At 64.5% G+C, this 21,771-nt stretch carries 21 protein-coding genes; 8 read left to right on the top strand and 13 right to left on the bottom strand.

What is annotated here, in order from left to right; all coding sequences use genetic code 11:
• The first annotated feature begins 36 nt into the window (after positions 1-36).
• The gene (locus DKT70_RS14080; protein WP_111559741.1) at positions 37-708 is read left to right on the top strand and encodes an SDR family oxidoreductase; all 672 of its coding nucleotides are present in this window, start codon (positions 37-39) and stop codon (positions 706-708) included.
• On the opposite strand, the gene DKT70_RS14075 is transcribed toward DKT70_RS14080, so the two are convergent.
• From DKT70_RS14075 to DKT70_RS14050, 6 genes are all read right to left on the bottom strand, one after another.
• A complete protein-coding gene (locus DKT70_RS14075) occupies positions 705-1,127 on the bottom strand; it encodes a secondary thiamine-phosphate synthase enzyme YjbQ (protein ID WP_111559740.1) in 423 nt (140 codons plus the stop codon). The genes DKT70_RS14080 and DKT70_RS14075 overlap by 4 nt on opposite strands.
• On the bottom strand, positions 1,124-2,536 hold the full coding sequence (rmuC, locus tag DKT70_RS14070; RefSeq protein WP_111559739.1) for a DNA recombination protein RmuC: 1,413 nt from the start codon (positions 2,534-2,536) through the stop codon (positions 1,124-1,126). The genes DKT70_RS14075 and rmuC overlap by 4 nt, the downstream gene beginning before the upstream one ends.
• A 66-nt stretch (positions 2,537-2,602) precedes the next feature.
• Positions 2,603-3,028 (bottom strand): BLUF domain-containing protein, encoded by a 426-nt coding sequence (locus DKT70_RS14065; protein ID WP_158530062.1) that lies wholly within the window; start codon positions 3,026-3,028, stop codon positions 2,603-2,605.
• Positions 3,018-5,003 carry an RNA polymerase sigma factor RpoD gene (gene rpoD / locus DKT70_RS14060; RefSeq protein ID WP_111559737.1) on the bottom strand — a complete coding sequence of 662 codons (1,986 nt, stop codon included), beginning with the start codon at positions 5,001-5,003 and terminating at the stop codon, positions 3,018-3,020. Before rpoD ends, DKT70_RS14065 begins: the two co-directional genes overlap by 11 nt.
• Positions 5,004-5,166: 163 nt before the next feature.
• Complete coding sequence (gene dnaG, locus DKT70_RS14055; protein ID WP_111559736.1) at positions 5,167-7,086, bottom strand: DNA primase; 1,920 nt, start codon at positions 7,084-7,086, stop codon at positions 5,167-5,169.
• Positions 7,087-7,161: 75 nt separating this feature from the next.
• Positions 7,162-7,749 (bottom strand): TetR/AcrR family transcriptional regulator, encoded by a 588-nt coding sequence (locus tag DKT70_RS14050; protein WP_072296307.1) that lies wholly within the window; start codon positions 7,747-7,749, stop codon positions 7,162-7,164.
• Between the two features lie 95 nt (positions 7,750-7,844).
• Here DKT70_RS14050 and DKT70_RS14045 point away from each other — a divergent pair, with 95 nt between their 5' ends.
• Positions 7,845-8,117, top strand: a complete 273-nt coding sequence (locus DKT70_RS14045) for a hypothetical protein (RefSeq protein ID WP_111559735.1) — start codon at positions 7,845-7,847, stop codon at positions 8,115-8,117.
• A 58-nt stretch (positions 8,118-8,175) separates the two neighbouring features.
• Positions 8,176-9,345: an alpha-hydroxy acid oxidase gene (locus tag DKT70_RS14040; RefSeq protein WP_111559758.1), complete on the top strand. Its 1,170-nt coding sequence runs from the start codon at positions 8,176-8,178 to the stop codon at positions 9,343-9,345.
• Here the strand turns inward: DKT70_RS14040 and DKT70_RS14035 are convergent.
• A complete protein-coding gene (locus DKT70_RS14035) occupies positions 9,320-10,237 on the bottom strand; it encodes an acyltransferase family protein (protein ID WP_158530060.1) in 918 nt (305 codons plus the stop codon). The two genes, DKT70_RS14040 and DKT70_RS14035, sit on opposite strands and share 26 nt — an antisense overlap.
• A gap of 210 nt (positions 10,238-10,447) precedes the next feature.
• On the opposite strand from DKT70_RS14035, the gene DKT70_RS14030 reads away from it, so the two are divergent.
• The 3 genes from DKT70_RS14030 to gluQRS all read left to right on the top strand — a co-directional run bounded on the left by DKT70_RS14030 (position 10,448) and on the right by gluQRS (position 13,343).
• The gene (locus DKT70_RS14030; protein ID WP_111559733.1) at positions 10,448-11,077 is read left to right on the top strand and encodes a 50S ribosomal protein L25/general stress protein Ctc; all 630 of its coding nucleotides are present in this window, start codon (positions 10,448-10,450) and stop codon (positions 11,075-11,077) included.
• Positions 11,078-11,187: 110 nt separating this feature from the next.
• Complete coding sequence (gene trmFO, locus DKT70_RS14025) at positions 11,188-12,525, top strand: methylenetetrahydrofolate--tRNA-(uracil(54)-C(5))-methyltransferase (FADH(2)-oxidizing) TrmFO (RefSeq protein ID WP_111559732.1); 1,338 nt, start codon at positions 11,188-11,190, stop codon at positions 12,523-12,525.
• Positions 12,507-13,343: a tRNA glutamyl-Q(34) synthetase GluQRS gene (gene gluQRS, locus DKT70_RS14020; RefSeq protein ID WP_111559731.1), complete on the top strand. Its 837-nt coding sequence runs from the start codon at positions 12,507-12,509 to the stop codon at positions 13,341-13,343. Before trmFO ends, gluQRS begins: the two co-directional genes overlap by 19 nt.
• Here the strand turns inward: gluQRS and hisI are convergent.
• Entirely contained in the window at positions 13,328-13,684 is a 357-nt protein-coding gene (hisI, locus tag DKT70_RS14015; RefSeq protein WP_111559730.1) for a phosphoribosyl-AMP cyclohydrolase, read from the bottom strand. The genes gluQRS and hisI overlap by 16 nt on opposite strands.
• Before the next feature lie 73 nt (positions 13,685-13,757).
• On the opposite strand from hisI, the gene DKT70_RS14010 reads away from it, so the two are divergent.
• Positions 13,758-14,195 carry an iron-sulfur cluster assembly scaffold protein gene (locus DKT70_RS14010; RefSeq protein ID WP_199559609.1) on the top strand — a complete coding sequence of 146 codons (438 nt, stop codon included), beginning with the start codon at positions 13,758-13,760 and terminating at the stop codon, positions 14,193-14,195.
• Between the two features lie 301 nt (positions 14,196-14,496).
• Here the strand turns inward: DKT70_RS14010 and recG are convergent, their stop codons facing one another.
• The 4 genes from recG to sciP all read right to left on the bottom strand — a co-directional run bounded on the left by recG (position 14,497) and on the right by sciP (position 19,961).
• The gene (gene recG, locus DKT70_RS14005) at positions 14,497-16,593 is read right to left on the bottom strand and encodes an ATP-dependent DNA helicase RecG (protein ID WP_111559728.1); all 2,097 of its coding nucleotides are present in this window, start codon (positions 16,591-16,593) and stop codon (positions 14,497-14,499) included.
• Complete coding sequence (gene ligA / locus DKT70_RS14000; RefSeq protein WP_111559727.1) at positions 16,590-18,767, bottom strand: NAD-dependent DNA ligase LigA; 2,178 nt, start codon at positions 18,765-18,767, stop codon at positions 16,590-16,592. Before ligA ends, recG begins: the two co-directional genes overlap by 4 nt.
• Before the next feature lie 104 nt (positions 18,768-18,871).
• Positions 18,872-19,582 (bottom strand): response regulator transcription factor CtrA, encoded by a 711-nt coding sequence (ctrA, locus tag DKT70_RS13995; protein ID WP_111559726.1) that lies wholly within the window; start codon positions 19,580-19,582, stop codon positions 18,872-18,874.
• Between the two features lie 103 nt (positions 19,583-19,685).
• On the bottom strand, positions 19,686-19,961 hold the full coding sequence (gene sciP / locus DKT70_RS13990; RefSeq protein ID WP_111559725.1) for a CtrA inhibitor SciP: 276 nt from the start codon (positions 19,959-19,961) through the stop codon (positions 19,686-19,688).
• Between the two features lie 175 nt (positions 19,962-20,136).
• On the opposite strand from sciP, the gene mnmA reads away from it, so the two are divergent.
• Positions 20,137-21,309 carry a tRNA 2-thiouridine(34) synthase MnmA gene (mnmA, locus tag DKT70_RS13985; RefSeq protein WP_111559724.1) on the top strand — a complete coding sequence of 391 codons (1,173 nt, stop codon included), beginning with the start codon at positions 20,137-20,139 and terminating at the stop codon, positions 21,307-21,309.
• On the opposite strand, the gene DKT70_RS13980 is transcribed toward mnmA, so the two are convergent.
• The gene (locus DKT70_RS13980) at positions 21,281-21,691 is read right to left on the bottom strand and encodes a SufE family protein (protein WP_111559723.1); all 411 of its coding nucleotides are present in this window, start codon (positions 21,689-21,691) and stop codon (positions 21,281-21,283) included. The two genes, mnmA and DKT70_RS13980, sit on opposite strands and share 29 nt — an antisense overlap.
• Positions 21,692-21,771 lie beyond the last annotated feature (80 nt).

The following is a 21,771-nucleotide window of genomic DNA, read 5'->3' as shown; positions in this document are numbered from 1 at the left end:
AGCATTTTCCCGAACATTGACAGGATTGGAAAAATCATGGGCAAGACCCTGTTCATCACCGGTGCCTCGTCGGGCATCGGCGCAGCCACCGCCAGAAGCGCCGTCAAGGCAGGTTGGAACGTGGCCCTGTTCGCCAGGTCCAAAGACAAGCTGACCGATCTGGCCCAAGAGCTGGGCGACAAGGCACTGGTCACGACTGGCGACGCGACGAATATCGACGACCTGACCCAGGCCGTGGCCCAGACTGCCGAGCGCTTCGGCGGCATCGACGCGGCCTTTGCCAATGCCGGTCGCGGGTTGTCGAAGCCCGGCACCGAGGCGGGCGATCTGGATGACATCAAGGGCATGGTCGACCTGAACGTCATGGGCGTGATCATGACCGCCCGCGCGACCCTGCCCCAGCTGCGCAAGACCAAGGGCACGCTGGTTCTGACCGGATCGGCGGCGGGGCGCAGGCATATCCAGGGCTCGATCTATGGCGCGACCAAGTGGTTCGTGCACGGTTATGCGGGCAACCTGGCCGAAGAGATGCGCGAATGGGGCGGGCGTTGTTCGGTCGTCGCACCGGGCATGGTCGACACCGCCTTCTTCGATGACGGCGCCCCGGACAAGCTGCAGCCGCAGGACGTGGCCGATGCTGTCATGCACATGATCGAAGCCCCTGCCCGCGCGGTCATCCGCGAAACCTATCTGATGCCGCAGAACTAAAGCGGCTGGAACATCGCCGCGACCTGCCGGCTGTGCGGCGCGCGGCGATGTTCGACCAGATAGATCCCCTGCCAGCGGCCAAGGCTCATCCGCCCCTGCGCGACAGGCACCTGAAGGCTGACGGGCAGGACGGCGGCCTTCAGATGCGCCGGCATGTCGTCCGGCCCCTCATAGCGGTGGGTGATCCAGCCCATGGAGGGATGATCCGCGGGCGGTGCGACGCGGTCCAGCCACGCCAGCAGATCGACCTGCACATCCGGATCGGCATTTTCCTGGATCAGCAGCGAACAGGACGTGTGCCGCACCATCAGCGTCAGCAGGCCATCGCCCACCTTGGCGCGCGTCAGCCAATCGGCGACATCGCGCGTGAATTCGTGGCAGGCGGGGCCATGGGTGTCGATGCTGAATTCGGTGATCATTCTGCGGCCTCCGGTCCTGCCAAGGCCTCATCGTCGCCCCGATCATGGTCCAATGCAATCTGCTTGGTGTTGCGCGCGCCCAGGCCCCGCAGCATCTCCACTTGCCGGATGACATTGCCCGATCCGCGCGTCAGGCGATCCATGGCCTGACCATGCGCGTGATTGGCTTGGTCCAGCGCCTTGCCGACCCCCTCCATCGCGTCGACGAAACCTGCGACCTTGTCGTAAAGCTGCCCCGCACGACGCGCGATTTCCATCGCATTGCTTTCGCGTCGCTCAACGGCCCAGATATGTTCGATGGTGCGCAGGGTCAGCATCAGCGTGGTCGGCGTGGTCAGGCCCACCCGACCCTCCATCGCGAAGGAGGCCAGCGTGGGGTCCGCCCGCAGCGCATCCGAGAACGCCCCTTCGATCGGGATGAACATCAGCACGTAATCGACCGAGGCATCATCCATGCGGTGATAGCCCTTGGCCGACAGCGTCGTGATATGGGTGCGGATCGCGGTGACGTGCCGGCGCAGGGCGGCCTGGGCCTCGACGGGGTCGTCATGGGTCACCGAGACTTCATAATCGTTCAATGAGACCTTGCTGTCGATCACCATGACCTTGCCGCGCGGCATCTTGACGACCACATCGGGCCGCCACAGCTTGCCGTCGTCATCGCGCCAGGTGGATTGCAGATCGTAATGGGTGCCGTCCATCAGGCCGGATTCTTCGAGGATCCGTTCCAGCACCATCTCGCCCCAGGCCCCCTGCTGCTGCTTGTCACCCTTGAGCGCGCGCGCCAGGTTCACCGCCTCGCGCGAGATCTGCTCCGAGCGGTTGTGCAGCGACAGGATCTGCTCGCGCAGCCGGGCGGATTCCTCGTCCAGGATCTTGTTGCGGGTCTGCATCTCGGTTTGGAAACGGTTCACCTGATCGCGGAACGGGTTCAGCAGGGCGTTCAGCTGATCGTTCTGCGCCTGCTGGATTTGGCCTTGCTGGGTGCGCAGGGTTTCGGCCGACAGCAGCTTGAACTGCGTCGTCATTTCGGCCCGCATTTCCTTCAGCGTGGCGATTTCCCGCGCGGCGGCTTCGGCGTCCTTCTGCGCGCCAAGACGATGCTGAGCCAATTGGGTTTCCAGACGGTTCGCGGTCTGATGGGCCTGATGCAGCGCATCGGTCAAGCCGTCACGCTCTTCCTCAAGCTGGGACAGCCGGGCCGCGTTCAGGTCATGGCGCGCCTGTTGCTGGCCAAGGGCAACGTCGCGCTGGTGCAGCTGCATCTGCAGATCGGCCAGATCGGCAGTGGTTCGGCGAAGGCGTCCGGCCGCCCTGAACCAGCCGAATGCCGCCAGCAGCGCGATCACGCCTGCCGCCGCCAAAGCCTGGCCGCCCTGCCACCAGATCATGTCTTCCAAAGCCTGCATCCTGCCACTGTCCCCGGATCTTTTGGCCAGTGTTCACTTTTCGTGCCCGGCCTGCAAGGCCAGCCGTCAGATCGCGATGGACATCAGGAAGGCGACGACGGCACCGGCGTAATCCTTGGGCCGCACGGTGGATTTGTCGGAACTGGCGAACCAATCCATCAGCGAAGCCCGGTCCCTGTCGGAAAAGCGCATCCGCCAATCCTGAAAGCGCCGCTGGTCTAGGGCGCCCTGATCCAGGATGGTGATCTCTTGGTGGCGATCATCGACAAGGATCAGGTCGACAACTTGCAACAGCCCGTCCTTGGGGCCTTCCAGCCACTGAAAGAACATCCCGTCTTCGAAATGCAGACAGCCGGTCAACCCCAAGGCCTGATTGCGGTGGCGGGCAGAGCGCAAAATGTCCTGCGTGTCACCACCGCTCAGTTCCGATGCGGCCGAACTGCGATACAGGAAATACCCCAGCCCGCCGATGTCCCTCAGATCACTGGTCAAGGAAGGACCGCAGCTTTCTGCTGCGCGACGGATGCTTCAGCTTGCGAAGCGCCTTTGCTTCGATCTGACGGATCCGTTCGCGAGTGACGCTGAACTGCTGGCCGACCTCTTCCAAGGTGTGGTCGGTATTCATGCCGATGCCGAAACGCATCCTCAGGACACGTTCCTCGCGCGGGGTCAGGCTGGACAGGACGCGGGTCGTGGTTTCCTTGAGGTTTTCCTGAATGGCGCTGTCCAGCGGCAGGACGGCGTTCTTGTCCTCGATGAAATCGCCAAGCTGGCTGTCTTCCTCGTCCCCGATCGGGGTTTCCAGGCTGATCGGCTCCTTGGCGATTTTCATCACCTTGCGGACCTTCTCCAGCGGCATCTGGAGTTTCTCGGCCAGTTCCTCGGGCGTCGGTTCGCGACCGATCTCGTGCAGCATCTGGCGGCCGGTGCGGACCAGCTTGTTGATCGTCTCGATCATGTGGACCGGGATGCGGATCGTGCGGGCCTGGTCCGCGATGGACCGGGTGATCGCCTGACGGATCCACCAAGTCGCATAGGTCGAGAACTTGTAGCCGCGGCGGTATTCGAACTTGTCCACGGCCTTCATCAAGCCGATATTGCCTTCCTGAATAAGATCAAGGAATTGCAGGCCACGGTTGGTGTATTTCTTGGCGATGCTGATGACCAGGCGCAGGTTGGCCTCGACCATTTCCTTCTTGGCCTGGCGGGCCTCTTTCTCGCCGCGCTGAACTTGGGCCACGATGCGGCGGAATTCCTCGATGTCGACGCCGACGTATTGACCGACTTCGGCCATGTCGCCGCGCAGCTTTTCGACCTGGTCGCGCGACCGGTCGAACAGGGCCTGCCAACCGCGACCGGCCTGGCCTGCCATGCGGTCGACCCAGGTCGGGTCCAGTTCGCTGCCCCGATAGGCATCGATGAATTCACGACGGTTGATGCGGGCCGCGTCGGCCAGCTTGACCATGCCGCTGTCGATCGTGACGATGCGGCGGTTGATGCCATAAAGCTGATCGACCAGCGCCTCGATGCGGCCGTTGTTCAGGTGAAGCGAATTCACCAATACGACGATTTCGCTGCGCAGGGTCTGGTAATCGGTCTCTGCCGTCGCCGAGAAGCTGTCATCTTCATTCATCGTCGCAGACATGCGCAGATCCTGCATGTCGGACAGACGCTCATAGTAGAGCGCGATGGATTCCAGCGTTTCCAGAACGCGCGGCTTCAGGCTGGCCTCCATCGCGGACAGCGACAGGTTGGCCCCTTCGTCCTCGTCATCCTCGTCGTCGGAACGCAGCGGGTTTCCGTCGGCGTCATATTCCTCGCGCTTGCCGGATTCCGACGGGGTGCCGCCGGTCTCGCCGCCTGCGACGGGAACGACGACCTCGTCGCCCTCCTCACCTTCCATGGACTGACCGAAGGTCGTTTCCAGGTCGATGACGTCGCGCAGCAGGATGTCCTCATCCAACAGCTCGTCGCGCCAGAGCGTGATGGCCTTGAAGGTCAGCGGGCTTTCGCACAGCCCCGCGATCATGGTGTTGCGGCCGGCCTCGATCCGCTTGGCGATGGCAATCTCGCCCTCGCGCGACAGCAACTCGACGCTGCCCATCTCGCGCAGGTACATGCGGACGGGGTCGTCGGTACGGTCAAGCTTTTCGGTTTCGGTGGTCGAGACGGCGACTTCGCGGTTTCCGCTGCCGGTGGTGACGATGGCACCACCTTCGGATTCCTCGGCCCCGTCCTCGTCCTCGATGACGTTGATGCCCATTTCGGACAGCATCGACATCACGTCCTCGATCTGTTCGCTGCTGACCTGCTCGGGTGGCAGGACGGCGTTCAACTGGTCGTAGGTGATGTATCCACGTTCGCGCGCCTCGGCGATCATCTTCTTGACCGCTGCCTGGCTCATGTCCAACGAATGGGCGTTGTCGTCCTTGTCGGTCTTGTCGTGGTCGTCGTCCTTGGCGGCCATCCAGGGCTCCTTCTCGGCGCGGTCTTGGGCAGTCGATTCGGCAGGTACGGCGAATCGCTGCGGAATTATGACGTTTCTAGCGCGGTTCCCGGCCGAATCAAAGGCCGTCCGCAATGATGATTCGCGATCCGTTCAGCGGGCGATTCGCATTCGCCATGCCGGATCATCTTCCCGACGGCTTTCGCCAGATCTGGCCGTCCAGCCAGCCTGACAGCTGTGCAGAGAGTGCGCTGCGGTCTTCATCCATGTCGCCGCTGGTCTCCAATTCGGGACGTTCGGCCAGATGCCGGGCGCGGGTCGTCTGGCTGATCCGCCAGGTCAGGCCTTCATCCGCCTCGCCCTGGATCTCGCTTTCGGCACGGGCCAGTTCGTGGCTGGTGGCGCGGGCCGCTTCCAGCCTGTCCAGAAGGTTCTGCAGGATTGCGATGGCTGCGGCGTCCTCTTGCTGCTGAATCACGTTCGGGGTCAGACCCAGATGGGCGTCACGGCGCAAGGTTTCAAGGCAGCGGCGTCCCATCTGGCTTTCGCCTTGGGTCAGCAGATCGTGAAGCAGCGCGCCGCGTTCGGCGTTGCGCGGCATCAGCCGCTCAAGACGCGCCTCGACCATCGTCACCATGGTCGGCCGCAGCGCGCAGATCAGCAGCGCCGCGCCCTCCAGCAGATCCTCGCCATGTTCTGGCATGTTCAGATTGACCGGGGGCAGCGGTCCGCGGGGAATGGCCGACTGCGCGCCGCGCTTGCCGGTCATGTTGCGTCCGTTGCCCGGCTGCCAGTTGCTGCGGCTTTGCTTGCGGGCCCCGCCGCCGAAGGTCTCCCACCGCTTGCGGCGGATTTCCTCGGTGTAGTGGCTGCGGGTCAGTTCGTCGGGGATGCGGGCGACGGCCTCCTGCAGGCGACGATCCAGCGCGGCCTTGCGTTCGGGACTGTCAAAGACCTGCCCTTCGGTTTCGCGCGCCCAGAGCAGGTCCAGAAGCGGTTTGGCCCCATCCAGCAACGCCCCCATCGCCCCCGGCCCCGCCGCCTTGATCAGGTCGTCGGGGTCCTGCCCCGCCGGCAGGATGACAAAGCGCAGCGCCTGTCCGGGCCCGGTCATCGGCAGGGACAGATCGATCAGCCTCTGGGCCGCGCGCTGACCCGCCGCATCGCCGTCCAGCGCGATGATCGGTTCGGGCGACACCCGCCACATCAGCCGCAGCTGTTCTTCGGTGATGGCGGTCCCCAGGGGGGCGACGGCCCCTTCGAACCCCGCCCGCGCCAAGGCGATCACATCCATATAGCCTTCGGCCACGACCAGACGCTGCCCCTTGGCCACCGCTCTGCGCGCAGGCCCGAGGTTGTAGAGATTGCGCCCCTTGTCAAACAGCGGCGTTTCCGGGCTGTTGAGGTATTTTGCCCGCGCATTCGGATCCATCGCGCGCCCGCCAAAGCCGATGCAGCGCCCTTGCCCGTCGCGGATCGGAAAGATGATGCGGTCGCGGAAGCGGTCATAGATCGCGCCGCCATTGTCGGGCTTGGCGGACATGCCGGCCTGGATGATCAGCGCCTCGGCGAAGCCCTTGTCGCGCAGGGCCGTGGTCAGCGCCTGCCGGTTGTCGGGGGCAAAGCCGATCTCGAAGCGTTCCAGCGCTTCGGCATCCAGGCCACGCCGATCCAGGTAATCGCGGGCGGCAGCCGCCGATGATGTCTGCAATTGCAGCCGGAACCAGCGGCAGGCGGCCTCGGTCACCTCCAAGAGCTTGCTGCGCAGGTCGGTCCGTTCGCGGGCGCGCGGGTCGGGTTCGGGCATCTGCAGGCCCGCCTCGGCGGCCAGCAGCTTGACGGCATCCATGAATTCCAGGCCGTCTGCCTCGCGCAGGAAGGACAGCGCATCGCCCTTGGCCTGGCAGCCGAAGCAGTAATAGAAGCCCTTCTGGTCGTCGCAGTGGAAGCTGGCCGATTTTTCCTGATGGAAGGGGCACGGCGCCCACCAGTCGCCCCGCGCCTGGTTCGACTTGCGCAGATCCCACACGACTTTCTTGCCGATCACGCGACTGATCGGAACGCGATTGCGAATCTCGTCAAGGAAACCGGGAGGTAGGGCCATGGTCTGATTATCTGCAATGATGCGCCCTGCGGCAAGCGGGGCGGAATGGGTATTTGGGCAAAGACGAAGACGCGTTCAATGCGCGCCCACCGCGCCGCGCGCAAGACCCCAGTAGATATCGGTGATGCGGACGCGATCAAGACGGCCCCCTTCGCGATACCAGTTTGTCACCCCGGTCAGCATGGCGATCAGGGCAAGGGTGGTCAGCTTGGGGTCCTCGATCCGCATGACATCGGCGGCGATGCCGTCCCTCAGGATGCCTTCCAGCGCGGCTTCATAGCGGCCGCGCAGTTCCGCGATGGCGGCGAAATTTTCGGGGCTGAGATTGCGCAGTTCCATATAGGACAGGAAGACCGCGTCGGGATTGTCCAGGCTGAAGCCGATATGGAAGCGGACGAAGCGTTCGAGCCGCGCCAGGGGTTCCGCATCGGGCGCATCCGACCAGGCGGCCAGCAGATCCTGCATGTGGCTTTCCAGAAGGTCGTGCAGCAGCGCCTGCTTGTCTGGTGTATAGGCATAGAGCGCGCCCGCCTGAACGCCCACCGCCGCCGCGATCTGGCGCATCGACACCGCCGCATAGCCCTGTCGCGCGAACAGGCGGCGGGCCTGGTCGCGAAGCAGGGGGCCGGTGATCTCGGCGCGGGAACCTTGGGTGCGGGCCATGCGGTGTTCTAGCCTGCGCGGAGGGCGGTGAAAAGGGATCGCGACAGGTCACGAGGGCCGTTGCCGCCCGCCCGGCCTGCGCGTAACCTGCAGCCATGAACCATGTGTCGCGCCCTGCCCTGCCCATTGTCCTGATGTTTGTCCTGGCGCTTGCCGCTTGCGGGACCGAGGGCGATTATCCCGACCTGCTGCCGACCAGCCAGCTGTTGGCGGAACCTGTGGTTCCGGTCCATGCCCAGGCTGCCGCGGCCGATCCCGCCCTGGTCGAGGCCGCGACGGATGCCCGTGCCGAGGCGCTGCGCGCCCGTGCCCGCGCGCTGCAGGGGCCGGTCGTCCCCGAGGAACTGCGCCGCGCCGCGATGCGGTGATTGCACGGGGCCATGGGCGCTGTTACCAATTCCCCTGCACAGGGGGAGGATGGGCCAGATGGCGGTGATCACATCGATCGATGACCTCAAGGCGTTGCATCGCGCAAGAACGCCGAAGATGTTTTACGACTATGCGGAATCGGGCAGCTATACCGAGCAGACCTTCCGCGAGAACACGACCGATTTCGCCAAGCTGAAGCTGCGCCAGAAGGTGGCCGTCGACATGAGCGATCGCAAGCTGGCGGGCGACATGATCGGCATGCCCGTCACCATGCCCGTGGGCTTGGCCCCGGTCGGCATGACCGGCATGCAGCATGCCGATGGCGAGATCCATGCCGCCCGCGCCGCCCAGAAGTTCGGCGTGCCCTATACCCTGTCCACCATGTCCATCTGTTCGATCGAGGATGTGGCGGCCCATACCACCAAGCCCTTCATGTTCCAGCTTTACGTGATGAAGGATCAGGATTTCCTGGCCGCCATCATCGAACGCGCCAAGGCGGCAAATTGCAGCGCGCTGGTGCTGACGCTTGACCTGCAGATCCTGGGCCAGCGCCACAAGGACCTGAAGAACGGCCTGACCGCGCCGCCCAAGATGACCTTGCCGACGATGCTGGATCTGTCCACGCGCTGGCGGTGGGGCATGGGGATGCTGAAGACCAAGCGCCGTTTCTTCGGCAATATCGTGGGCCACGCCAAGGGGGTCGGGGACACCAGTTCGCTGATGGACTGGACGGCCCAGCAGTTCGACCCCAAGCTGGACTGGAACAAGGTCGCCCGCATCCGCGAGATGTGGGGCGGCAAGCTGATCCTGAAAGGTATCCTGGACCCCGAGGACGCCCGCATCGCCGCGGATTTCGGCGCGGATGCGATCATCGTCAGCAATCATGGCGGACGTCAGCTGGATGGCGCGCTGTCCTCGATCAGGATGCTGCCGCATATCGTCAAGGCGGTCGGCGACCAGGTCGAGGTGCATATGGACAGCGGCATCCGGTCGGGCCAGGACGTGCTGAAGGCGCTGGCGATGGGCGCCCATGCGACCTGGATCGGACGCGCCTATATCCACGGGTTGGGGGCGATGGGCGAAGCCGGCGTCACCCGCGCGCTGGAGGTGATCCGCAAGGAGCTGGACATCAGCATGGCCCTGTGCGGGGAACGTGATCTGAAGAATGTGGGGCCGCAGAACCTGCTGGTTCCCAAGGGCTTCACGGACGAATATTCGATCGTCTGACGGCGATGGCCTGCCTTGCCCAGACCACCCCGAATGGCAGCGCGATGCCCAGGATGACGGCGACCAGCAGGTCGTCCACCCCGATCAGCGGCAGGCCCTGCAGCACGATCACATGCATCACGTAGATGCCCGCGGCCGCCGCCCCCAAGGGCAGGTTGGTCGCGGGCATCGGGATGCGCCGCACCAGCATGAAGATGGCCGGGCACAGCAGGAAATGCCCCAAGGGGATCTCCAGCAGGGGATCATGGCCGATGCGGGCAATCCAGATCATGTTCTCGGCCACAGTCAGGGCAAGGCCGAGGATGGCGGCCAAGGCGGCCATGCGCATCCGCATCCCTTCGGCGATCAGCCAGCCCATGGCCAGAAAGGGATAGAGATAGAACGGGCCATTGCGGTAATGTTCGATCGGCACCTGCGACAGGTCGGCCATGCGCGCATATTGCAGCCCCAGCCCCAGCAGCGCGAATGCCACGGCCGACAGGATGACCGCGCGCAGACCAAGGCGGCGAAATCCGCCCAGCATGATGCCCGCGATAGCGATGCCCTGCAAAAACCACAGATGCATAAAACCAAGCGTCAGGTCGCGCAGCGTCAACGATACGGGGCGTGCGCTGAAATAGGGCCACAGGAAGACGATATAGACCAGCGACCAGATCGCGTACATCGCCAGCAGCTGCCCCACCCAAGGCGACAAGCGACCCCTGCGCAGCGTCGCGGCCAGAAAATAGCCGGCGATAATGGTAAAGACCGGCACGGCCACGCGCAGGATGCTGTTGCCGACCGCCAACCCCGTGTCGCCAATGACGTCGCGGGCAAAGCCCGAATGGCCCAGCACGACGAAGCCCGCCAGAAGGACGCGCAGATAATCGATCGAGATGACCCTGCCCTGCACCCTGCGTCTCCGTTTCACAGTCCCATGTCGAACAGGGGCGTTATCTGCGATTGCCGGGTCAAGTCAAACCGTGGTTGCACGGTGCGGTGCTGGCACACGCGAACGTCATTTTCATCCTTCACAACCCGCACCGATTGCGTTATGGGCACCGCTTGGTCGCCGTGCACCCTTGGAGGACGGCGTCATCACATATGGTTAAGGATAGATAACATGGCCAAAGAGATTCCGGATCTGGTGGCTGAGGCACGCGCGGGGACAGGCAAGGGGGCCGCCCGCCAAGCTCGCCGTGACGGCAAGGTGCCCGGTATCGTGTATGGCAACGGCGTCGAGCCGGCTGCGATCGCGTTTGACTTCAACAAGCTGCTGACGCAGCTGCGCAAGGGCCGTTTCATGTCCACGCTGTGGAACCTGAAGGTCGAAGGCCAGGAAGACGTTCGCGTCATCTGCCGTGGCGTTCAGCGCGACGTCGTCAAGGATCTGCCGATCCACATCGACTTCATGCGCCTTCGCCGCACCTCGAAGGTGAACCTGTTCATCCCCGTTGAATTCATCAACGAAGACAAGTGCCCCGGCCTGCGCAAGGGCGGTACGCTTGTGACGGTTCGCAACGAAGTCGAAATGATCGTGACCGCGGGCGACATCCCCGACCACATCACCGTCGACCTGGAAGGCGTCGACATCGGCACCTCGATCCACATCAGCAGCGTCAAGCTGCCGGAAGGCGCCAAGCCGACCATCGACCGCGACTTCGTCGTCGCCAACATCGCTGCCCCGTCCGCTCTGCGTTCGGAAGGTGATGATGCGGAAGGCGAAGAGGCCGAGGCCGCCGCGGAGGAGTGATCCCGCGCGCTTGGGTCGCATGACCTGTGGGGCGGTGCCACTGGCGCCGCCCCTTTTCTTTTGGGACAAGCTTTGCTAGCCCCGCCCCGCATCCCTTGCAGGAGATCCGCATGGAACCCGTCCACATCATCGGTGCCGGCCTTGCCGGGTCCGAGGCCGCCTGGCAGATCGCACGCGCAGGCGTCCCCGTCGTGCTGCATGAAATGCGCCCGACCGTCGAAACCTTCGCCCATAAATCCGGCGACTGCGCCGAGATGGTCTGTTCCAACAGCTTCCGGTCCGACGATGACGTGATGAACGCCGTGGGTCAGCTGCACTGGGAAATGCGCGCGGCGGGCGGGTTGATCATGGCGATGGCCGACAAGCACAAGCTGCCCGCAGGCGGCGCGCTGGCCGTCGACCGCGAGGCGTTCTCCGCATCCGTCACCGCGGCGCTGAAGGCGGAACCGCTGATCACAATCCAGTCCGGAGAGATCACCGAACTGCCCACCACCGGCAATTGGATCGTGGCAACGGGGCCTTTGACCTCGGACGCGCTGGCGGGGGCCATCCGCGGCATCACCGGGTCCGAGGCGCTGGCCTTCTTTGACGCCATCGCGCCCATCGTGCATGCCGACACCATCGATATGTCCATAGCCTGGGAGCAGAGCCGTTACGACAAGGGCGAAACGCTGGAGGAACAGCGCGCCTATATCAACTGCCCGATGACCAAGGACCAGTACGAGGCGTTCATCGACGCCCTTCTGGCCGCCGACAAGACCGAGTTCCACGAGGGCGAGACCGCCGGATATTTCGACGGCTGCCTGCCGATCGAGGTCATGGCCGAACGCGGCCGTGAGACTTTGCGCTTTGGCCCGATGAAGCCGGTGGGTCTGACCAATGTCCACAAGCCCGATGAAAAAGCTTATGCAGTGGTTCAACTTCGCCGTGATAACGCGTTGGGAACGCTTTATAATATTGTCGGTTTCCAGACCAAGATGAAATACGGCGCCCAGACCCAGGTGTTCCGCATGATCCCCGGTCTGCAGGATGCCAGCTTTGCGCGTCTGGGCGGTATCCATCGCAACAGCTTCTTGAATTCGCCCACGTTGCTGGACGACCGGATGCGCATGAAACGCCAGCCGAACCTGCGCTTTGCCGGTCAGGTGACGGGCGTCGAAGGCTATGTCGAAAGCGCCGCGATGGGGCTCTTGGCGGGCCGGATGGCCGCCGCGCAAGCCAAGGGGCAAGACCTTGCACCACCCGCCTACACGACCTCGATGGGCGCACTGGTCAACCACATCACCGGCGGGGCCGAGGCCAAGACCTTCCAGCCGATGAACGTGAATTTCGGTCTGTTCCCCCCGGTCGAGGAAGGCCGCAGCGGTCGTCGTGGCCGCAAGGACCGCTATCCCGCCTATACGCAGCGCGCCAAGGATGACTTCAACGCATGGCTGGCCGCCCAGTAACGCGCTTTGCGCCCTCGCCCACGGGGCTTTTGCACCTGGGACACGCGTTCTCGGTGCTGATGGCGGCGCGGGCGGGGGATTTCCGGCTGCGGATCGAGGATATCGACCGCGACCGCTGCAGGCCGGAATACGAACAGGCGATCCTTGAGGATCTGGCGTGGCTGGGGCTGGATTGGCCGCGTCCCGTCATGCGCCAGTCGGACCGGATGGGGGCCTATCGCGACGCTTTGACGCGTCTGGCGCCCTTGACCTATCCCTGCCAATGTCGGCGCGGAGATATCCGTGCCGCGCTGTCGGCCCCGCAGGAAGGCGCCCTGCCCGCCGGTCCCGATGGACTGATCTATCCCGGCACCTGTCGCCACCGCCCGATGCGCGACGCCGGCCCCGACGACGTGATCCGGCTGGATGTCGGGCGGGCCTTCGATGTGCTTGGGGTCGACCGGATCGGCTTTGTCGATCAGGGCACCGCGCACCAGATGACCCGCAGCCAGTTTCTGGACGGGATCGGCGACGTCATCCTGTCGCGGCGCGGCATGGGGACTTCCTATCACCTGGCGGTGGTGATCGATGACGCGGCGCAGGGCATCACGCTGGTCACGCGCGGCAAGGACCTGTTCGACAGCACATGGATCCATGTCCTGCTGCAGCACCTGCTGGACCTGCCAACGCCCGCCTATCTGCACCACCGCCTGATCCGCGACGACGCAGGCAAGCGGCTGGCCAAGCGCGACGATGCCCGCGCGATCCGGCATTATCGCGACGAAGGCGTGACCCCCGCCGATATCCGCGCGATGGTCGGGCTTCAGGACATCGGCTGAAGGATCTCGACCTCGGCCCCGTCGCGGATGGCGGTATAAAAACAGCTGCGGCGGTTTGTGTGACAGGCGGGACCGGTCTGGCGCACCAGCACCAGCAGGCAGTCGCTGTCGCAATCGACCCGCATCTCGACCAGTTCCTGAACATGACCCGAGCTTTCGCCCTTGATCCAGAAGGATTGCCGCGACCGCGACCAGTATGTGACGCGTCCGCTGTCCAATGTCTTGGCCACCGCATCGGCGTTCATCCAGGCCATCATCAGCACCTCGGCGCTGTCAGCATCCTGCGCGATCACGGGGATCAGCCCCTTGTCGTCATATTTCAGGCTGAGAGGGTCGAACATCGGGTTTCCTTTCGCGGGTCGCGTCCCTATCTAATCCCCAAGGCAGGTGCCGAAAAGACCGCAGGACAGATTGATGGCCGACAGCGACCTCATGCAGCTTTACTCGCGCCGGATCCTGGCGCTGACCACCGCGATCCCTCATCAGGGCAAGCTGGAGGGTGCGCAGGCCAGCGTGCTGAAACGCTCGCCGCAATGCGGATCGTCGGTGACGGTGCATCTGACAATGACCGACGGCGCCATTTCGGATTTCGCGCAAGAGGTGCGGGCCTGCGCGCTTGGGCAGGCCTCGGCCTCAGTGCTGGGCCAGGCGGTGATCGGGCTGGACCGCGACACCGTCGCGTCCGTGCGCGATCAGCTGCGCGCCATGCTGACGCAGGATGGCCATCCCCCCGCCGCCCCCTTTGCCGACCTTGAGGCGCTGTTGCCGGCGCGTGCCTATCCCAACCGCCACGCCTCGATCCTGCTGGCATGGGACGCGACGATCGAGGCGATGGACAAGGCCGCCGCCTGACAATTTTCGAACATCTTGAATGAAAAAAACCGGCCCCTGCCAGGGCCGGTCAAGTTGCGCGTGCTGGACAGTGGCGGCGCACAGGCAGGGCGCCGCATCGCAACGCGGGGCAGAGGGAACAGATCAGGCTTGCAGGATCGCAGGCAGCCAAAGCGTCACCACAGTCGTGGTCGCAAGGGCCGTCACGCCGACAAGGTCACAGAGAAAATCGCGGTTCATGGGCAGCAACTCCTTTTCCGTTGCTGCTTTGTTCTCACATTCAGCGATCACTGTAAAGAACATTTTAAGAACATTTTGGTTGTCAGCCGACCTGAACCAGTCGAATCGCCTGATCCTGCTGCATCAGCCACATCAAGTGGCGCAATGCCACGCCGCGCGGGCTGTCCAGCGTCGGGTCGCGTTCCAGCAGGGCGCGCGCATCTTTTCGCGCCACGGCCATCAGGCCGGACTGATGTTCCAGATCCGCGATTCGAAACCGCGGCAGGCCCGATTGCGCCGTTCCGATGACATCGCCCGCACCGCGCATCTCTAGATCCACTTGGGCAATGCGGAAGCCGTCCTCGGTATCGCGCAGGGTGGTCAGGCGTCGGGCACCGGTCTCGTTCAGCGGCGGATGATACATCAGCAGGCAGGTCGAGGCCCCGGTCCCGCGCCCCACCCTGCCCCGCAACTGATGCAGCTGCGACAGGCCAAAGCTTTCGGCGCGTTCGATCACCATGATCGTCGCTTGCGGGACATCCACCCCCACCTCGATCACCGTCGTCGCCACAAGGATCTGCGCCACGCCTGAGGCGAAATCGGCCATCGCCGCGTCGCGCTGGTCGGTGGGCATCTGGCCGTGGACCAGCCGTACCAGATCGCCGAACTGGGCGCGCAGGCTGGTGAACCGCGCCTCGGCGGCGGTCAGGTCGCTGACCTCGCTTTCGTCTACCAGCGGACAGACCCAATAGGCGCGCGCGCCCTGCGCCAGCGCCGCCTTCAGGCGGTCCGTGACCTGATCCAGGCGCTGGTCGCTGATCATCACCGTGGTGATAGGCTGCCGGCCAGGCGGCTTTTCATCCAGCACCGAGACATCCAGATCGCCATATTGCGACAGCGCCAGCGATCGGGGGATGGGGGTCGCGGTCATGATCAGCATGTCGGGCGGAACATCGCCCTTGGCGGCCAGTTCCAGCCGCTGTCCTACCCCGAAGCGATGCTGTTCGTCGATGATCGCCAGCCTCAGGTCGTTGAAATGCACGTCTTTCTGAAAGACCGCGTGGGTGCCGACCAGAATGTCGATGCCGCCGTCGGCCAGGTCGGCCAGTATCTGCTGCCGGGTGGCGGTCTTGTCGCGCCCGGTCAGCGCTGCCAGCCGGATACCTGCGGCGCGGGCCAGGGGCTCAAGCGCGCGGGCATGCTGGCGGGCCAGGATCTCGGTCGGGGCCATCAGCACGGCCTGCCCCCCGGCTTCGACCGCCACCAAGGCGGCCAGCATGGCGACCAGCGTCTTGCCTGCGCCGACATCGCCCTGCAGCAGTCGGTTCATACGGCGGTCGCTGGCCATGTCATCGGCGATTTCCTGAGCCGCGCGGGCCTGCGCGCCCGTCGGAGGCCATGGCAGATGGTCCAGCACCGCGCGCCGCAACCGCCCGTCACCCTCACTGGCCCGCCCCTTCAGCCGCCGCTTTTCGCGCCGCACCAGCGCCAAGGTCATCTGATGCGCCAAGAATTCGTCATAAGCCAGACGCGCCCGTGCGGGACTGTCCAACGACATGTCGGCAGGCGATTGCGGCGCATGGGCCTGCGCCAGCGCCTGCGTGAAGGACGGCCAGCCACGTTCGCGGATCAGCTGCGGGTCGATCCATTCCTGCACCTCGGGGACCAGCTGCAGCGCCGCCTTGGCGGACCGGGTCATCACCCCTTGGGTCAGGCCCGCCGATAGGGGATAGACCGGCTCGAACGCAGGCGGCAGCGGATCGGCCTCGGACAGGATATGGTCAGGATGAACCATCTGGGCGTGGCCGTCGAACAGTTCCAGCTTGCCACTGACGATGCGGCGCTGGCCTGTGGGCAACTGGCCCTCGATCCAGTTTTCGCGCGGACGGAAGAAGACCAGCGTCAGGTCCGTCGTGCCGTCGCTGCAATGCACCCGCCACGGCCTGCCCCTGACCTGCGGCGGATGATGGCGCAGGATGGTCACCGCGATGGTCACGATCTCGGGCGGCCGTGCCTCGGACAGGGCGGCAATGCGGCGGCGCGTTATGCCGCTGGCAGGCAGGGTCATCACTAGGTCGCGGGGCCTCTCGACGCCCATCTGTTCCAGCGCAGCACGCCCCTTGGGGCCGATGCCCGGAAGGGTGTCGATCCCCGCGAACAAGGGAAACAGCGCCGGCGGACGGCCCTTGGGCTGGGTCATTCGGCCCCCGCGATGCGCAGCCATTCGTCCTCATCGATCACCTTGACGCCCAAATCGGCAGCCTTGGTCGCCTTGGACCCCGCCCCCGGCCCCGCGATCAGCAGGTCGGTCTTGGCGCTGACCGATCCGGCCACCTTGGCGCCCATGACCTCGGCCCGGGCCTTGGCCTCGGCGCGCGACATGCGCTCCAGCGTGCCGGTGAAGACCAGCGTCTTGCCCGACACTTCGGTCTGGGCGCTGGCCTTGGCCTCGACGGGTTGAACGGTCAGTTGGGCCAGCAGGCGGTCGATGCCTTGGCGTTCGGCCGGTTGGGCGAATGTGGTCACCAGCGAGTTCACCAGAACGCTGCCGATACCGTCGATACCCGTCAGTTCGGCCCAATGGGGGCTTTCGGCCAGCGCCGCGCGGCGGGCCTTGTCATCGGGCGCCTTGAAGGCGGGTTCGGCAGCGGCCCCGTCGATGGCGGTGACAAGCGCGTCCCAGGTTCCGAAATGCCGGGCCAGGGTGGCGCTGGCGACCTCGCCAAGATGGCGGATGCCAAGCGCGAACAGCAGGCGCGACAGGGGGATGGCCCGCTTGTCCTCGATGGCATCGAACAGCTTGCGGGCCGAGCGTTCGCCGAAACCGTCGCGGTTTTTCAGCCGCGCCAGCTGCGCCCCGTCGCGTTCGGCCAAGGTGAAAATGTCGGCAGGTTCGCGGATCGGCAGGGTGGGGTCGGCAAAGAACATTTCGATCTGCTTGGCGCCCAGCCCATCGATGTCGAAGGCCGCGCGGCTGACGAAATGCTTCAGCTTTTCAACAGCTTGTGCCGGACAGATCATGCCGCCGGTACAGCGCCGGACGCTGTCGCCCGGCTCACGGATCGCATCCGATCCGCATTCCGGGCAACGCGTCGGAAAGACATACGGGGTGTCGTTCTGCCGGCGCGACAAATCCACATCCGCAATCTTGGGGATCACATCCCCGGCGCGATAGACCTTGACCCAATCGCCTTCGCGGATGTCGCGCCCCTCGCGGATCGGCGCGCCGGTGTTGTCGCGACCGGCGATGTAATCCTCGTTGTGCAGCGTTGCGTTCGACACGACGACGCCGCCGACCGTCACGGGTTCCAGCCGCGCAACAGGTGACAGCGCGCCGGTGCGGCCCACCTGGATCTCGATCCGGTCCAGCCGCGTCCAGGCCGTTTCAGCAGGAAACTTATGCGCGATGGCCCAACGCGGCGTGGTGGCCCGGAACCCCAGACGCGCCTGATAGGACAGATCGTTGACCTTGTAGACGACGCCGTCGATGTCATAGCCCAAGGTCGCGCGCTGCTGTTCGATCCGCGTCCAGACCGCGATCAACCCCGCCGCATCCTGACACAGTTCCGTCAGCGGATTGGTTTGAAAGCCCAGGTCGGCAAGACGCTGCACCGCTTGCATCTGGGTCGCCGCCAAGGGCGCGGACAGTTCGCCCCAGCTATAGGCAAAGAACCGCAGCGGGCGGCTGGCGGTCACGGCCGAATCGATCTGCCGCAGAGACCCCGCAGCCGCATTGCGCGGATTGGCAAAGACGCGACCGCCCTCGGCCCGGTTCAAAGCCTCGAAATCGGCATGGGTCATATAGACCTCGCCGCGCACTTCCAGGATGTCGGGGACATCGCCTGACAGCATTTGGGGAATGTCGTCGATGGTCGCGGCATTGGCGGTGACGTTTTCGCCCACCGACCCGTCGCCGCGCGTGGCCGCCTGTATCAGCCGGCCCTTTTCATAGCGCAGGGACAGCGACAGCCCGTCGATCTTGGGCTCGGCTGTGACGTGCAGGGGGGCGTCGGCGGCCAGCCCCAGAAAGCTGCGCACCCGGGCCAGAAAATCCGCCACGTCCTCCTTGGAAAAGGCATTGCCCAGCGACATCATCCGTTGCGCATGGGTGATCTTGCCGAAGCCCTCGGCAGGGGCGGCACCCACCTGCGCGGTGGGGCTGTCGGGGCGGGCCAGATCGGGGAAAGCCTCCTCCAGCAGCGCCAGCCGTGTCTTGGCCGCATCATAGTCGGCATCCGAGATGACCGGCGCATCCTGACCGTGATAGGCGGTGTTCGCGGCGCCGACCTGCGCCGACAGTTCCGCAATCTCGAATGCGGCCTGGACGTGATCCAGATCCGCTACGGGCGGCCGCCCTGCCACATTCTGCGCCATCGTGTCCTCTCTGCCTCGGCATGGCCGGAACGCATCCGGCCATCGGTCCTTGTCAGATCAGGGTATCGCGCAAGGGGGCGCGGTCGTCCAGCACCCGTGATCGATCAGGCGCTGGCCGCGATGCGTTGGTCCGACCCGGCCGCAGGGTCGCGCAGGACATAGCCCCTGCCCCAGACGGTTTCGATATGGTTTTCCCCACCCAAGGCCTCGGAGAGTTTCTTGCGCAACTTGCAGATGAAGACGTCGATGATCTTCAGTTCGGGTTCGTCCATGCCACCATAGAGGTGGTTCAGGAACATCTCCTTGGTCAGGGTCGTGCCCTTGCGCAGGCTCAGCAGTTCCAGGATCTGATATTCCTTGCCGGTCAGGTTCACGGGCTTGCCCTTCACCTCGACCGAACGGGCGTCCAGGTTGACAGTGATCTCGCCGGTCCGGATCAGGGCCTGGCTATGCCCCTTGGAACGTCGGATGATCGCCTGGATGCGGGCCTGCAGCTCCTCGCGGTTGAAGGGCTTGGTCATGTAATCGTCGGCGCCAAATCCGAACCCGCGCAGCTTGCTTTCGGTATCGTCCGACCCCGTCAGGATCAGGATGGGCGTGTCGATGCGCGCCAGTCGCAAATGGCGCAACACCTCCATTCCGTGCATGTCGGGCAGGTCCAGATCCAGCAGGATCAGGTCGTAATCATACAACTTGGCCAGATCTATCCCTTCCTCGCCCATATCCGTCAGAAAGACGTTGTAGCTGGCCGCCGTCAGCATCAGTTCGATCGCACGTGCCGTGCTGGGATCGTCTTCTACCAAAAGAATGCGCATGGCTGATCTTTCCCCCGATTCGCCGCAATGTCATGGGCCGACATTCGGATGAAATGGTTAACATGCGGTTTATCGACCCTAACGTCATGCTGCACGTATCAACCTAGAGTTGTCTATACTTTTGTAGGGATGTCGTCTTCAATGCCGGGGCACCGTGTCTTTCGAACGCCTTGCACCACCCGTCGAACTCCTCGGCCGAAAGGCCATAGCGGCGCAGCGCCTCGTCCCGCGCGATCAGGTGGTGCTGCACGGCCAGCACGACGATCTGCTTGCGGCTGGCCACCCACCGCGTCTGCGGCGATGGCAGGTCCGCCACGCTGATGATGCGTCCGTCATCAAGCGCCGCAATCCGCGGTCCGGTCGTTTTCTTCACGAACATACATGGTGTCCTTTTTCTTCCTGTCCTTTCTTTCGTGACGCAAAGCTTTTAAGTCCGGGTTAGTCGAAGCGGCTTTTCTGCCCCGCGCGGGGTTGAGAATAGCGGGCATTTACATATATTTTGACGCAATCCTGCACTGCATGCCCAAAGCCCCGCGGGGGCGAAAGATCATCCGATGACCACGATTGCCGCCGAACGCGCCGATGCGCGCGATACCGAATTGAACAGCCTCGGCTTTGCCAAACCGCCTGCGCAGACGCGTGTCGTGGTGGCAATGTCGGGGGGGGTCGACAGCTCGGTCGTGGCGGCACAGCTGAAATCCGAAGGCTATGACGTCATCGGCGTCACCTTGCAGCTTTACGATCACGGGGCGGCACTGGCGAAAAAGGGCGCATGTTGCGCGGGTCAGGACATCCATGATGCGCGGCGCGTGGCCGAACGCATGGGCTTTCCGCATTACGTCCTCGACTATGAAAACAAGTTCCGCGAATCCGTGATCGACGAATTTGCCGATGCCTATCTGGCGGGCGCGACGCCGGTGCCCTGCATCCGTTGCAACGAACGCGTCAAGTTCCGCGACCTGCTGGAGACTGCGCGCGATCTGGATGCCGATTGCATGGCGACCGGCCATTATATCCAGCGCAAGGATGGTGCCGCCCGTGCCGAGCTGCACATGGCCGCCGACCCGAACCGCGATCAAAGCTATTTCTTGTTCTCGACCACGCAGGAACAGCTGGATTTCCTTCGCTTCCCCCTGGGACATCTGGTCAGCAAGGACGAAACGCGCGCACTGGCTGCGGAATACGGGCTGTCGGTTGCCGACAAGCCCGACAGCCAGGACATCTGCTTTGTCCCGAACGGCGATTACGCCGCCGTCATCGAAAAACTACGCCCCGGCGCGGCTGATCCCGGCGAGATCGTCGACATGGAGGGCAACGTCCTGGGCACCCATCGCGGCGTGATCCACTATACCATCGGCCAGCGTCGCGGCCTGGGGATCGGCGGTCTTGGCGATCCGCTCTATGTCGTCCGGCTGGAACCCGAAACCCGCCGCGTCGTCGTCGGGCCCCGTGCCGCACTCTCCACCAAGACCGTCAACGTCACCGAGGTGAACTGGCTTGGCGACGGCGCTTACGAAGGCGAGATCCCCTGCCTTGTCCGCATCCGGTCCACCCGCCCGCCGCGCCCTGCGATCCTGCGCGCCCTGCCCGGCCGCCGCGCCGAGGTCGAACTGTTGGACCCCGAAGACGGCGTCAGCCCCGGTCAGGCCTGCGTGTTCTATGAACCCGAAGGCACCCGCGTGCTGGGCGGCGGCTGGATCAGCTTGCGTCGGCGGCCAGCAGCCTGATCCGTTCGATCATCGCGCGTACGCCATTCGACCGCTGCGCGGACAGATGTTCATCCAGCCCCAGCCGTGCCAGCGCGGCGGGGGCATCGACGTTTTCGACCTCGGCCACGGGCAGACCCGAATACAGGGCATGCAGGACGGCGATCAGGCCGCGAACGATGATCGCGTCGCTGTCGCCTTGAAAATCGAACCTGCCGTTCTCGATCTGCGGCAGGATCCAGACCTGGCTGGCGCAGCCGTCGACCTTGGTGGCGGGCACCTGAAAGGCCGGGTCCAGACCGGGCATGGCCTTGCCCAGTTCGATCACGTGGCGATAGCGCTCCTCCCAGTCATCCAGGAATTCGAACGTCTCGGCGATATCCTCGAAAGCGGCGGTGGGCATGGGTCTCTCCGTTTTGCGCAAGAAGGCCTAGCCCGACCGCGCCCCAAGGTCAAAGAGGCTTTTACGCGCGCCCCGTTTCC

The sequence above is a fragment of the Paracoccus sediminilitoris genome, assembly GCF_003259195.1.
Taxonomy (GTDB): domain Bacteria; phylum Pseudomonadota; class Alphaproteobacteria; order Rhodobacterales; family Rhodobacteraceae; genus Paracoccus; species Paracoccus sediminilitoris.
The sequence above is the reverse complement of the archived record's forward strand: the minus strand, read 5'-3'. Positions and strand labels throughout refer to the sequence as shown.

Coding starts and splice junctions, on each gene's coding strand:
- DKT70_RS14080 (WP_111559741.1), top strand. CDS start 37: ATGGGCAAGACCCTGTTCATCACCGGTGCCTCGTCGGGCATCGGCGCA.
- DKT70_RS14075 (WP_111559740.1), bottom strand. CDS start 1,127: ATGATCACCGAATTCAGCATCGACACCCATGGCCCCGCCTGCCACGAA.
- rmuC (WP_111559739.1), bottom strand. CDS start 2,536: ATGCAGGCTTTGGAAGACATGATCTGGTGGCAGGGCGGCCAGGCTTTG.
- rpoD (WP_111559737.1), bottom strand. CDS start 5,003: ATGGCCGCCAAGGACGACGACCACGACAAGACCGACAAGGACGACAAC.
- dnaG (WP_111559736.1), bottom strand. CDS start 7,086: ATGGCCCTACCTCCCGGTTTCCTTGACGAGATTCGCAATCGCGTTCCG.
- DKT70_RS14050 (WP_072296307.1), bottom strand. CDS start 7,749: ATGGCCCGCACCCAAGGTTCCCGCGCCGAGATCACCGGCCCCCTGCTT.
- DKT70_RS14045 (WP_111559735.1), top strand. CDS start 7,845: ATGAACCATGTGTCGCGCCCTGCCCTGCCCATTGTCCTGATGTTTGTC.
- DKT70_RS14040 (WP_111559758.1), top strand. CDS start 8,176: ATGGCGGTGATCACATCGATCGATGACCTCAAGGCGTTGCATCGCGCA.
- DKT70_RS14030 (WP_111559733.1), top strand. CDS start 10,448: ATGGCCAAAGAGATTCCGGATCTGGTGGCTGAGGCACGCGCGGGGACA.
- trmFO (WP_111559732.1), top strand. CDS start 11,188: ATGGAACCCGTCCACATCATCGGTGCCGGCCTTGCCGGGTCCGAGGCC.
- gluQRS (WP_111559731.1), top strand. CDS start 12,507: ATGGCTGGCCGCCCAGTAACGCGCTTTGCGCCCTCGCCCACGGGGCTT.
- hisI (WP_111559730.1), bottom strand. CDS start 13,684: ATGTTCGACCCTCTCAGCCTGAAATATGACGACAAGGGGCTGATCCCC.
- DKT70_RS14010 (WP_199559609.1), top strand. CDS start 13,758: ATGGCCGACAGCGACCTCATGCAGCTTTACTCGCGCCGGATCCTGGCG.
- recG (WP_111559728.1), bottom strand. CDS start 16,593: ATGACCCAGCCCAAGGGCCGTCCGCCGGCGCTGTTTCCCTTGTTCGCG.
- ligA (WP_111559727.1), bottom strand. CDS start 18,767: ATGGCGCAGAATGTGGCAGGGCGGCCGCCCGTAGCGGATCTGGATCAC.
- ctrA (WP_111559726.1), bottom strand. CDS start 19,582: ATGCGCATTCTTTTGGTAGAAGACGATCCCAGCACGGCACGTGCGATC.
- sciP (WP_111559725.1), bottom strand. CDS start 19,961: ATGTTCGTGAAGAAAACGACCGGACCGCGGATTGCGGCGCTTGATGAC.
- mnmA (WP_111559724.1), top strand. CDS start 20,137: ATGACCACGATTGCCGCCGAACGCGCCGATGCGCGCGATACCGAATTG.
- DKT70_RS13980 (WP_111559723.1), bottom strand. CDS start 21,691: ATGCCCACCGCCGCTTTCGAGGATATCGCCGAGACGTTCGAATTCCTG.